Here is a 12,239-nt window from a genome sequence, read left to right on the forward strand (position 1 = left end):
AAGGAGATTTTAAAATGAAAGCTAAGATCATATCTACTGGAGGATATTACCCTCAATATAAAATTAATAATCAAGATTTAGTTGATACTTTTGGAATTGATGAATGGTTATTAGAGCAATTAGGTATAAAGCATAGATATTGGGCTACTAATCCAGAAACTTTATTTTTAGAAGAAACACAAGCAGATATGTTGGAAAAAGCTTCAAAAATAGCCTTGGAAAACGGTAAAACACAAGCAGAAGATATTGATTTATTAATCGTTTCTTCGACAGTTTCGGATTATACTTTGCCAACTACTGCAACTATTTTACAAGAAAAATTAAAAATTAATGATTGCAATGCAATTGAAATTCATTCGGGATGTGTAGGAGCTATTCAAGCCTTAGATTTTGCATTAAGCCAAATATTAACCGGGAAAATTAAAAAGGCATTAGTATCTACCAGTAATTTAATGAGCACATATTGGTCTAGAGATATTCAAAATCAAGATGTAGAGAGTATTGATGATCAGTTAAACATAGCAATGTTTTCTGATAGTGCAAGCGCAGTGGTTGTCGAAGCATCAAATGAAAATGGTATTGAATGCGTTTTTGCTGGTAGCAACGGAGCCGACATACCAAAAGGTATTTTTTTAGAAATGGGCGGAGCTGTTTATCCAGGGAGCTACAGTAATATTCAAGAAGGTTTGCATAAATGGAAACAAAAAACAAAATTAATTAGAAAACATGGAAGTAATCTTTCAAAAATAGCATTGGAAAAAATTCAAAAATTAACCAATTCAAAACCTGAAGAAATAGACTTTTTTATATTCCCACAAGCTAACCCTTCTTTACTTGAATCAGATATGGATCGATTAAAAAATGTTGGCTTTCCAACAGATAGGGTTATTTCAATCGTACATGAACAAGGGAATAGTGCAACTGCCTCTTTATTTCATGTGCTAGATAAGTTATATACAGATCAGAAATTATCAAATGGAACAAGAGTAGCTATCATTGGTGGAGAAGCTTCTAAATGGTTATATGGAGGTGTGTTATTAAAGTGGTAAAGGTAGCTCTGGTGACCGGAAGCGCTAAAGGTATTGGGAAAGCAATTGTTTCAAGATTAGGTGCAAAAGGATATTACGTTTTTTTGCATTATTTTATGAATGAAAGAGCAGCTTTAGAATTAAAAGAGAGTTTTGGTCAAAAAGGTTACAAGTGTTCCGTAATAGGAGCAAATCTTGGAGATGAAAAGGAAATTAAAAATATGTATAAGAAAATTGAAGAAGAAAAAGGGTATTTAGATTTATTAGTTAATAATGCAGCCACAGGAGTTCATAAAGATATGTTAGAGGTACGACGAAAAGATTGGGATTGGACTTTTTCAGTTAATGGAAGAGGTACATTTTTTACTTCAGTAAACGCTGTAAAACTCATGAAAAACAGTCCTTACGAAAGAAAAAATATTATTAATATCATAAGTAGCGGGAGTAATAAGTATATACCTGGTTATTCATTAGTTGGGGGAAGTAAGGCGTATATTGAGAATATGACAAAGTATCTTGCTGTAGAACTTGCAAATTCTAATATTAATGTCAATGCCATATCAAGTGGGCTTGTTGATACAGATGCTTTGAATTATTTTGTTGATAAAAAATTAGTAATAGATAGCTATTTAGAAAAATGTCCTCAAAAAAAATTGATTGAACCAAGTGAAGTAGCTGATGTTGTTGAGTTACTTACTTCTCCTTTTGCTAATCGTATATGTGGTCAAACTATATATGTTGATGGAGGAGCTTCTATATGTTGAACAGTACAGAATTAAAAACTATTAGCACTGGATTTGAAAAAATAAATGAGAAAAAAGCACACTATGAAAAAATTTATAAAGTTATAACAAACTTCCCAGATAAGAAAAGTAATTTTTATATCTTACTAGGGTTTAATTGTAATAATGAAACATCAATTTGTAAATTGATTAATCCTAATAGCAAAGAAGTAATGACAGATAAATTGAATAGCAAAATTATTGAAATAGTAAATAAATATAATGAAGATTCTTCCAGCAGGTTAAAATGTGAATTAGGATTATTTGACGGGGAAATTGAGGTTCTAAAAACTATATTAAATTACGATATAGATAATATTTACTTAACAGATTGTAGCTATGTGGGTAAAGAATCAGAATTTGATAATTGGACACGAGGAAATGTTGCAGAAGCATTTCCTCATGTACTAACCCCATTAAGCTGGTCTTTATGGGGAAATGTAGTAAATGACTTATTAAAGGGTACGTTTAGATTTTATTCTTTTTTTAAAGAGTCTCAAGAATATTCTTTCATAAAATTAAAAAATGGGTTGTTGTATTACAATATCGGAGTTGTTAACCATTTTATTAACAAAGTTGGTTCTGTTAATTTAGATGAGGTAGTTGGTGGCGACACAGCTGGAACAGGAAGAGGAAAATCAGCTGAAAAAATTAGTATACTTCGTTTATTACTAAATTATAAACAAGTAAAAAAAGGGAAGAAACACTATGATTCATTAAAAGAGAGTTCATTAAAAAAATGGGAAGAATTCTCATTGAAAAACATTGATTGGAAACAGAATAATTATGCTGAGATGACATTAGAACAGCTTGGCAGCACTGTATCTTCTTTAATAAATTATGGAAGAAAAAATATGTATCTTCATACTGATGCAACTTCTTCTGTATTTACAAAAACCGCTATTTTAAGATGGAAGTTAAAGAAAAAAGGATTAGATAATCAAGATGAATTGTTAAGCGAACTCGAAAATATTAAGGGGATTGAAATAGCAGAGTTAAAGGAAGTTATTAAAGAAATCGTCCATAGTATAAAAGAGTCAGATGAGAGAGAAATAATTATAGACTGTTTATCAAGCGATAATTGGATTGAAAAGCTTAATCATAATAATTTAAACAGATATGCTGAATTAATAAAGGCTAAGCTTATAGATCGCTTTGGACATCGCGGAAGCAATGAATTAGAAGTTATGGAAAGAACTTGGGGAGAAGACCCATCTTTACTGTTGAACTTTATAGTGGATAGATATTATACAGATTGGAAAGATGTTACTATCCAAGAAAAAACACTTTCTAAGAAATTAAAGCCATACAGGAATCTGATTCAGGAAATTAAAGATATGACTATATTAAGAGAAAATAATAAACACTATTTATACTATATTATCTCTGAAGTGAAAAAAATTTTTAGAGAAATTGAAATTAGATTTAATAGTAAAGGCTACACTCGAAATCGTGATGATCTCTATTATCTTTCTTATAGTGAAGTAACTAAAATAATAGACAAGAAAATCATTCCAGATAATTTAATTGATTTAGTTCAAGAAAGAAAGATGTTGTTTTATGGTTATAATTCATTAAAAAATCAATCTAAAAAGCAAACTAATAAAATTATTGAAAAGAAGATACTTGGTATGATAGCGTGTCAAGGATATGTTAAAGGTACAGCTCGAATTGTACATGATATTAATAATGTAAAAGATGTAAACAAAGAAGATATTCTTGTTGTTAAAACCATGGATATTAGCTGGAGTCCCATTTTTTCCAAAGTAAAAGGGGTTGTAACTGAAATTGGAGGATTATTATCTCATGCAGCAATTGTTGCTAGAGAATATAATATTCCAACGTTAGTAAATGTCAAGGATGCCACTACAGTGCTAAAAGATGGTGACAAAATAATACTCGATGCTAAAGAAGGAAATATATTATTGGACTATGATTGAGGTATTTCTTTTTAGAATAACCAAAGAAAAAAATAACAAAGAAAAAATGTTTAAAAAGATAGGAATTAACGAAAAAGATATTAAATATTCTATATATGGAAAACCATATCTACAAAAAAGTTTTATCAGTATTTCTGCTTCAGGAAAATGGTTTGTAATTGCTCTTTCTCATAAAAATATAGGAATTGACATACAATGCATTACAAAAGTTAAGGACCGAGATTTTATTAGGAGTATTTGTAATGCTGATTTGTCTCAAAGAAATTTTTATAAATTATGGACTAGAATTGAAAGTTATTTGAAATTTACTGGTGAAGGGTTGAATGGTATTGATTCTGTCGGAATAGATTCAAAAAAATTAGAATTGATAACCAATGAAAAAGATATTCAGTATTACACGAAGTGGATTGATAAAAATCATGTATTATCGGTTTGTATTCAAAATAGAGAAAAAAATATTCTAATGTTAAATATATATACTTGAACGGAATGAGTTGATTTAATGAGTGAAAGAGTTGTTGTTACTGGTATGGGGGCGGTTGTTTCTTGTTCTGATAACTTAATTGAACTATGGCATAATGTAATAACAAAAAAATTGCTTTTTGATTATCAAGAATCATTTAAGAGAGTGGCAGGACCTACTCCAAGCCCTTTACCTGAGATTAATAGGTATGAAAATATGATTGAACATGCTATTCAGGAAGCAATTTCACCATGTTTACTACCTAATAGAAATGAGGAAGTAATTAGTTTTATTTTAGGCACAAGTATTGGCGATAGTGACATCATTAAAAAATTTGAAACTCTATCTTCTAAATTTAATAACTCACCTAGATATTTCAACTCAAACGATACAGTAAAAGAAGCAATTAATAAACTTCAAATAAATGGACGTATAAATGTAATATCCAGTGCTTGTTCATCTTCTTCGGTAGCTTTAAATAATGCATACAATTTAATTAAAAATGGAAAATCGGATATGGTATGTGTAGTTGGCATAGAAAATGTTTCCAACAATATGGGAATAGCCAGTTTTGATGCTCTAAGTGTTTTATCAAAAGATACTTCTCCTCACCTGGCAATGCAACCTTTTGATAATGAGAGTAATAGTTTTGTTATGAGTGATGGATGTGGTGTGTTAATTTTAGAAAGTTTAAGTTTGGCGTTAAAAAATAACAAAAAAATATATTCTGAAATTAGTGGTGTTGGAATGAGTTGCGACGCTTATAATATACTTACTCCGGATCAGACAGGAACAGGAGCTGTAAAAGCTATGCATAATGCTCTAATTGACGCCAATTTATCTCCTGAAAGTATCTCTTATGTGAATGTACATGGAACAGGTACTAATTCTAACGATGACGCTGAATTGAAAGCGATGCAACAAGTGTTTCCTTGTAAAAAAAATCGAGATTATTTTTATGCGACTTCCACTAAAAGTATTACAGGACATTTATTAGGTGCTAGTGGAATAATAGAGGCTATAATTTCTACTATTTCGTTAATAGAGGGAGTAATTCCAGCTACAGTGAATCTTAGTCAGCCATTAGTGAGTAGTGGAATAACAATAAATAATGACAATGTAAAAAAAGAATTATCTTATGTTATGAGTAATACATTTGCTTTTGGAGGACAAAATGTATCTTTAATTCTAAAAAAATATACAAAGAGGTGATATTATGTCATACGCATTTTTATGCTCTGGTCAAGGGGATCAACATTCTGGGATGGGGACAGATCTAATGAATGGTAATAAAGAATTTCTCAAAAGGATTGAATACTATGATTCTGTTTTGTCAGAAGTAGATTTAATTAATTTATTAACAACTTTTTCTGACACTGAATTGAAAAAAACAGAAAATGCCCAAATAGCAACATATGCAATGAGTGTTGCCTTAGGTGATTTATTAATTTCTTCTAATATTAAACCCACTTATTATGCAGGCTTATCATTAGGAGAGTTTTCTGCGCTTACGCTGAGCGGGGCACTAACAGTGGAAGATGGATTATCTTTAGTTTATAAACGAGGAAAATTAATGGGGGAATTCTCTGAGAGAGGCACCTGTATGTATGCCATATTAGGTATGGACCCTAATGAAATAAATCAAATTCTAAATGAGATGACTACCCATTCAATGAGTATCTCAAATTATAATAGTAAAAGACAAACGGTGATATCTGGTAAGACCCTTGATGAAGAGTTATTAAAAGATAGATTTATAAAAAATGGAGCACTTGATGTATCTAAATTAAACGTTTCAGGTCCATTCCATACTGACTTTTATAGAGAAATAAGTAAGAAGTTTCATAAGGAATTAAAATCAATCAATTGGAATAGAAATTTTGAATATGGAAAAGTTATTAAAAATTCCACAGCAAATACTTATAAAAGCACAGATAATTTTGCTGAAATTTTATCAAACCATATGTGTGCTCCTGTACTTTGGAAACAGTCAATAAACTATATAAAAAGTAATAAAGTATATAAATTTATAGAGGTTGGTCCAAGTTCCACATTAAGAAATTTAAATAAAGACATCAGTAAGAAAAAAATTACAACTTATCTGACAAACAATTCTGAAAATGTTGATTTATTATGTGGTGCATTAGTAAATGATTAATACAAAAGTCATGTTAAGTAATTTTATGTTTATAACCGATCCAAAAGAATCCGAAATTCTTGAGTTACCTAAACATGCCAGAAGAAGGATGTCAAGAAACGGGCAAATAGCAAAATTAGTTATTGATCAAATGCTTAAACAGAATTTAAATATACCAATAATGGGTAAAGATACTGGGGTTATTTACGCTTCATGTTTTGGAGCTATAGATGAAGAAGAGCAGGGTACCATAAAATATATCAGTTCTAATAATATTTCTCCTCTATTTTTACCAAATATACTACCAAATATGGTAGCTAGTAATTTATCTATCGATTTAAATCTTCAAGGATTAAATTACTGTATTAATACTGGCGTAACAGCTTTCTTAGAAGCAATTATTAATGGTATTGATTATATACAACAAGGACAACTCGATTCGGTAATAATCGTTGGAAGTGAATCTTGTATTTCATATAATGCGTTGTCTTTTGCAGAATTATACCATCAAAATAAATTGTCTTATAATACAGGCGGTGGTGCGCTTCTTTTAACTAAGGATAATAATATGAGAAATAAATATAAAATTAACAATTATAAATATTTCTTTAGTAATGATACCCTTGCAAAGCGCTCAAAAATGTTATTTGAAAAAGAGGTAAATCAAAAAATAAACACATATGGAAATGGTTATTTGATAGGGAATCATCCAATTTTATCCTCTGATACCTATATAGGTTGTTTACAATCTATTGTAAATATAAAACAACTACTAAGGAATTTAGATGAAAGTAATATGACTACTGGTGGAGTCTTTTCAATGTTGGAAAATGGTTCTAATATTTATATCGAATTTGTTAAACAATAATATTTTTAAAAAAATTAAGGAGGTAAAAATGTATACATTAAATCTTGAAGATGTAAAAAGTAAAGATATAAATTTGTCAGGTGGCAAGTGCAAAAATACACATGAGTTGATTCAACTTGGTTTAAATGTTCCAAAAGCTTTTTGTATTACAACATTAGCATATCAAAAATTTATCTCTTTCAATAAATTAGCTAGTGAACTTCAAAGATTAAAAAATAAATATTCATCCGAGAAAATTAATTTAACGGAATATTCTAGTACTATTTCTTCGCTTTTTAGAAATGCTAGTATTCCACCAGATATTAGAAGTGAGATATCTAAAAAATACTCTGATTTAAATCTTCATAAGATTGCGGTAAGATCTTCTGCAATTTTAGAAGATCTAAATTCAGCCAGTTTTGCAGGACAACATGAAACATACTTAAATGTTATTGGTTTAAAAGAATTGGAAACAAAGATAATTGATTGCTGGATATCTTTATGGTCAGAAAAGTCTATAAAATATAGGGAAAATATTCATATTAATGAAGAAAACGATATTTCTATAGCAATCATGGTACAAGAAATGATTAATAGTGAAGTTTCAGGTATTATTTTTACCAAAAATCCAATAAATCAAAAACATGAATTCCTCATAAATTCATCATATGGATTAGGTGAATTGATTGCATCTGGGCAAGTAACTCCTGATACATATGTTTGTGATTATGAATCAGAAGAAGTTATTAATGACTTTATTGGTTCGAAAGAAAATATGATGATCTATAAAGATGGAGTGGGTAATCAAATAGAAGAGGTGCCAAAAAATATAAGAGAGAAGCAGTCTTTAAACGATATACAAATTAAAAAAATAACGAATATTGGTAAGAAGATAGAACAACATTATAATAGTCAACCTCAAGATATAGAATGGACATTATCAGATGGAAAGATTTATGTTTTACAAACTAGACCAATTACAACGTAATGATGGAGGATGATTATGAATAAAATTATTAAATTTGAAAATGTTTTTAAAAGATATATTTCAGGAGAAACAGAAATTTTAGCTTTAAAAGATGTTAGTTTCAGTATTGAAAAGGGGGAATTTGTTGTTATTTTAGGGGCTAGTGGAGCTGGAAAAACTACTGTTCTGAATCTTCTAGGTGGGATGGATTTTGTTTCTGAAGGTGCAATTTTGGTTGAAGATGAAGCGATTAATAAATATAACGAAAAAGAATTGACTTTTTTTAGAAGGAATAAAATTGGATTTGTCTTTCAATTTTATAATTTGATTCCTAATTTAAATGCTATAGAAAATGTCCAATTTGCCAGTTCTTATAATGATGATAAATTTGATGCAAAAGAAATATTATTAAGAGTAGGCTTAGGGGAACGACTTAATAATTTTCCTGCACAATTATCAGGAGGTGAGCAACAGCGAGTAGCCATTGCGAGGGCCGTTGCAAAAAACCCGACCTTATTGTTGTGCGATGAACCTACTGGTGCTCTTGATTATAAAACTGGTAAAGAAGTTTTAAAGCTTCTATCGGAAGTAAATCAAGAATATGATAAAACCGTTATTGTTATTACACATAATGTAGCTATTGCAGATATGGCTGATAAAGTCATTAAAGTGAAGAGCGGAGAAATAGAAGAAATTTACATGAATGAACACAAGAAAGATATTGATGATATCGAATGGTAGGTGATAGGTTTTTATGAAATTTTTAATAAAAAAATTCAGGAAAGACATCTTAGAAAATATTGGCCAATTTATAGCTATTTCTCTTGTAATATCGGTTGGAATTGCATTCTTCGTTGGTCTTACTTATTCCTATAATACCATCGACAAATCTATTAATGATTATTACGATGAGACAAATTTAGCTGATGTATCAGTTTCCTTTACGGAATTAGAGAGAGAAGATATTGATGCAATTCAAGAATTTAATGATGTGGAAGAGGTTCAGGGAAGAGCAATTTTTGAAGGAAGGCTCTCTTCTGATGATACTATTACCTTACAATCCCAGTCAGATAATCAATCTATAAATATCCCTACGATATTGAAAGGAGATTATCCTGAAAATAGTGACCAAATCATTTTAGATAGTGAATATGTTAATAATAATGGTATCAAAATTGGAGATAAGATTTCTTTAACTATTGGAAATGAAAAGATTGATTATGAGTTCACTGTTTCCGGTGTTTTTCAAAGTGGAGAATATGTGTATTATACAGATGATAATACTATACCTGTCCCTAATCATAACAGTTATACAGTTGGGATAGTGGATGAAGACTTTTTTATTGAAGAAATTGGAATCAATTATAATCAAGCTCTCATTAAGTTATCTGAAGGAACTAATGATAGTGAGTTTATTAACCAAGTTGAAACTGAGTTTTCGACTTTTCTTCAATCGACTGTTCAAGAACAAGAAGTAGGCTACGAGATGGTTTCAAGTAAATTAGAAACAGTAAATAATTTAAGCATTATTTTACCAATTATTTTTATAGCTTTGGCTGCTGTCATAACTTCTATAAGTATGACAAGACAAATTGAGAATCAAAGAGAACAAATATCAGTAATGAGAGCATTTGGTATTTCAAACGTAGAAATTAGTGTTAGTTTTCTGCAATACCCTTTGTTTTCGGCTATTATAGGGACAATTGTTGGAACGACAATAGGTGTATTATTATTTCCTAAAATATTGATTTCTACACTTTCTGTTTTATTTGTATTTCCAACTTTAAATACAACTTCATATATTCATTTATCAATTATTGGTTTCCTTGTTGCTTTGGCAGCTGGTGCTATTGCAACAAGATTAGCATGTAGAAAAATACTAAAAGAAATCCCTGCTCAGGGGATGAGACCTTTACCGCCAAAAAAAGCAAAAAAATCAATTGTTGAGAGAAACCAATTTATATGGGGCAGGATACCTTATGCTTATAGAATGATATTTAGAAATATTTCTATGAATAAAAAAAGATTTTGGTTGAGTTCTATTGGTATTATTTTTTGTGTGAGTATTATGATAGCTTCAATAGGGATTAAATATGCTTTTGAAGATATAGTTGATACAGAATTTGATTCATTTCGAAGCTATGATATTACAGCCACTTTAAATGAACCATCCCTAGAAGAAGGAGACTTTGAAGATCTCGATAATGCTAAAACAGCTGATTTATTTAGTACGTCTCCGGTGAGTTATGACAATGAAAATGCAGGTTTGAATATAGTTAATGAAGATACAGAATCAAACCATTTGTATAATGCAAACGGAGAGAAAATAACTTTAAGCGATAAGGGGATTTATGTCTCTGAAAAATTTGCTGAAGATCATGGTATTGAAAAAGGAGACATGCTTGAATTAGTTTTGAATTCCCCAGTAATTGAAAATAAATCAATTGATGTGGAAGTTATAGATAAATATGTAAGTTATACTACTCAAGGTTTTTATGGAACATTTGAGTTATTAAAAAACCATGATGTAGATTACCCTATCATGAGTATACAATTAACGGCAAATAGTGATGAAGATACTTTAAAAGAAACATTAGAGGATGATTCACAAATCTCTCATGTTACTATTAAAGAAACACAAAAGAATGAATATCTAAATGCTTCAAGTTCTATGGATTCTTTGGTTCTAATTATGATTGGAGCTTCAATAATACTTGTCTTTACAGTTATATATAATATTAGTTCTATTAACATCTTTGAAAAGAGAAGAGATATTGCTACGAAGAAAGTATTAGGTTTAACATTAAAAGAAATAAAACGAGTTATTTTTGTTGAAAATGTTTTTCTTGTTTTATTTTCTTCTTTGTTTGGAATATTGATTAGTTACCCAATGTATGTTATTTTATGTGAATTTATTGCATCAGATGAAATGTCTTTCCCACATTCCTTAAATTTGATGAGTATACCTATAGCACTTTTGTTAACATTAGTGTCTACGTTTATCACTAATGCTTTCTTAAAAAGAAAGATTAAAAAAATTGATATGGTTGAATCATTGAAAGGAGTAGAATAAAGATTTTTGTCCAACTGAGAAATAATCAGTTGGACTTTTTATGATATTATGAAATCAAGATTTTATCTTCCTTTTCTTACATGGGGTAGAGGTGATAAGGTTTTTAGCGCATGCATTAGGCAAAGAAAGATGTTCTGTATTTTAATTACTCGTGTATTCTATCAATTAAGAGAGGATGGTAAAACATTATTGGTCGTAAATCAAATAGGATAAAACAGATTCTTATTTAAGTAAGCGTCAAATAGCTCACACCTATCATTCAGGTCTATGATTGGGTTACTTCTTACTTGGTACTCGGCAAGCTTCTGGTAAGGCGTCTGACCAAGATAGATACTTTGGGATTTCATTAGGATTTGTCAGATCTCCATTAGGAAGTTCTTCAAATAAATATTTTAAATAGGCATAGGGATTAAGGTTGTTTTTACCAGTCTTTGCGAACGAACTTACCACTGTTTGCGGACCTCTTTACCAGTGAAAAGGAAGACATGAACCAAATAATTTATGATCCATGTCTTTCCTCTACCGGTATTCACTACAGATAATCAATCAAATGGGCTAATGCCTAATTCCATTTCGAGGAATACTTTCTCGTTTCGTAACTTGCTATTTTCTTCTTCTAATCTTTGAATTTCCTTTATTAATCTTTCGATTTTGGTTTTATCATCTATTCCATCTTCGTAGGCTGTACCTTGCCGTTTCCACCAATCAGTAAATGCCCAAACAAGTTCTTCAGTGACTGAAGTATTATGAAATTTATTCTTTGTCTGATTTAGCCATTCCTGGACTAATTCTTAATCACATTTAAGCTCGTATGTACGAAAGAACTGAGTAGCTTCTTTTGCTGTGAAAGATACCATATTCAAACACCTTTCTAGAATGATTGATTAGTTAACGAGTTCACCAGTAAAAATTAAATATATCTAGTCCTAGATTATTCACCGTCAAATATAAAATCCCACTAAAAAGCGTTCATGTCGGCTTTCTAGTGGGATTCTCTTTTTC

General features: G+C 30.0%; 11 protein-coding genes. 10 read left to right on the plus strand and 1 reads right to left on the minus strand.

The features are described 5' to 3' along the window. Positions 1 to 14: 14 nt before the first annotated feature. Genes ACH6CY_RS07630 through ACH6CY_RS07675 form a run of 10 tightly spaced genes read left to right on the plus strand, consistent with a single transcriptional unit; the run spans position 15 to position 11,237 of the window. Complete coding sequence (locus tag ACH6CY_RS07630) at positions 15 to 1,049, plus strand: 3-oxoacyl-ACP synthase III family protein (protein WP_374066737.1); 1,035 nt, start codon at positions 15 to 17, stop codon at positions 1,047 to 1,049. Beyond that, entirely contained in the window at positions 1,043 to 1,792 is a 750-nt protein-coding gene (locus tag ACH6CY_RS07635) for an SDR family oxidoreductase (protein ID WP_374066738.1), read from the plus strand. Before ACH6CY_RS07630 ends, ACH6CY_RS07635 begins: the two co-directional genes overlap by 7 nt. Beyond that, positions 1,786 to 3,750, plus strand: a complete 1,965-nt coding sequence (locus ACH6CY_RS07640; RefSeq protein ID WP_374066739.1) for a PEP-utilizing enzyme — start codon at positions 1,786 to 1,788, stop codon at positions 3,748 to 3,750. The genes ACH6CY_RS07635 and ACH6CY_RS07640 overlap by 7 nt, the downstream gene beginning before the upstream one ends. After that, on the plus strand, positions 3,743 to 4,234 hold the full coding sequence (locus ACH6CY_RS07645; protein WP_374066740.1) for a 4'-phosphopantetheinyl transferase family protein: 492 nt from the start codon (positions 3,743 to 3,745) through the stop codon (positions 4,232 to 4,234). Before ACH6CY_RS07640 ends, ACH6CY_RS07645 begins: the two co-directional genes overlap by 8 nt. An 18-nt stretch (positions 4,235 to 4,252) precedes the next feature. After that, positions 4,253 to 5,425 (plus strand): beta-ketoacyl-[acyl-carrier-protein] synthase family protein, encoded by a 1,173-nt coding sequence (locus ACH6CY_RS07650; RefSeq protein WP_374066741.1) that lies wholly within the window; start codon positions 4,253 to 4,255, stop codon positions 5,423 to 5,425. Between the two features lie 4 nt (positions 5,426 to 5,429). Further along, the gene (locus tag ACH6CY_RS07655; protein ID WP_374066742.1) at positions 5,430 to 6,371 is read left to right on the plus strand and encodes an ACP S-malonyltransferase; all 942 of its coding nucleotides are present in this window, start codon (positions 5,430 to 5,432) and stop codon (positions 6,369 to 6,371) included. Beyond that, the gene (locus tag ACH6CY_RS07660; RefSeq protein ID WP_374066743.1) at positions 6,364 to 7,218 is read left to right on the plus strand and encodes a beta-ketoacyl synthase N-terminal-like domain-containing protein; all 855 of its coding nucleotides are present in this window, start codon (positions 6,364 to 6,366) and stop codon (positions 7,216 to 7,218) included. The genes ACH6CY_RS07655 and ACH6CY_RS07660 overlap by 8 nt, the downstream gene beginning before the upstream one ends. Before the next feature lie 28 nt (positions 7,219 to 7,246). Further along, positions 7,247 to 8,185 carry a PEP/pyruvate-binding domain-containing protein gene (locus tag ACH6CY_RS07665; protein WP_374066744.1) on the plus strand — a complete coding sequence of 313 codons (939 nt, stop codon included), beginning with the start codon at positions 7,247 to 7,249 and terminating at the stop codon, positions 8,183 to 8,185. A 15-nt stretch (positions 8,186 to 8,200) separates the two neighbouring features. Beyond that, positions 8,201 to 8,905, plus strand: coding sequence for an ABC transporter ATP-binding protein (locus ACH6CY_RS07670; protein ID WP_374066745.1), 705 nt, complete (start codon positions 8,201 to 8,203; stop codon positions 8,903 to 8,905). Between the two features lie 13 nt (positions 8,906 to 8,918). Beyond that, positions 8,919 to 11,237, plus strand: a complete 2,319-nt coding sequence (locus ACH6CY_RS07675) for an ABC transporter permease (RefSeq protein WP_374066746.1) — start codon at positions 8,919 to 8,921, stop codon at positions 11,235 to 11,237. Positions 11,238 to 11,513: 276 nt separating this feature from the next. On the opposite strand, the gene ACH6CY_RS07680 is transcribed toward ACH6CY_RS07675, so the two are convergent. Then, positions 11,514 to 11,687, minus strand: coding sequence for a transposase domain-containing protein (locus tag ACH6CY_RS07680; RefSeq protein ID WP_374066747.1), 174 nt, complete (start codon positions 11,685 to 11,687; stop codon positions 11,514 to 11,516). Positions 11,688 to 12,239: the final 552 nt, after the last annotated feature.

It is taken from the genome of Paraliobacillus sp. JSM ZJ581, from assembly GCF_044383835.1.
GTDB lineage: Bacteria > Bacillota > Bacilli > Bacillales > Amphibacillaceae > Paraliobacillus.

Coding starts and splice junctions, on each gene's coding strand:
- ACH6CY_RS07630 (WP_374066737.1), top strand. CDS start 15: ATGAAAGCTAAGATCATATCTACTGGAGGATATTACCCTCAATATAAA.
- ACH6CY_RS07640 (WP_374066739.1), top strand. CDS start 1,786: ATGTTGAACAGTACAGAATTAAAAACTATTAGCACTGGATTTGAAAAA.
- ACH6CY_RS07645 (WP_374066740.1), top strand. CDS start 3,743: ATGATTGAGGTATTTCTTTTTAGAATAACCAAAGAAAAAAATAACAAA.
- ACH6CY_RS07650 (WP_374066741.1), top strand. CDS start 4,253: ATGAGTGAAAGAGTTGTTGTTACTGGTATGGGGGCGGTTGTTTCTTGT.
- ACH6CY_RS07655 (WP_374066742.1), top strand. CDS start 5,430: ATGTCATACGCATTTTTATGCTCTGGTCAAGGGGATCAACATTCTGGG.
- ACH6CY_RS07660 (WP_374066743.1), top strand. CDS start 6,364: ATGATTAATACAAAAGTCATGTTAAGTAATTTTATGTTTATAACCGAT.
- ACH6CY_RS07665 (WP_374066744.1), top strand. CDS start 7,247: ATGTATACATTAAATCTTGAAGATGTAAAAAGTAAAGATATAAATTTG.
- ACH6CY_RS07670 (WP_374066745.1), top strand. CDS start 8,201: ATGAATAAAATTATTAAATTTGAAAATGTTTTTAAAAGATATATTTCA.
- ACH6CY_RS07675 (WP_374066746.1), top strand. CDS start 8,919: ATGAAATTTTTAATAAAAAAATTCAGGAAAGACATCTTAGAAAATATT.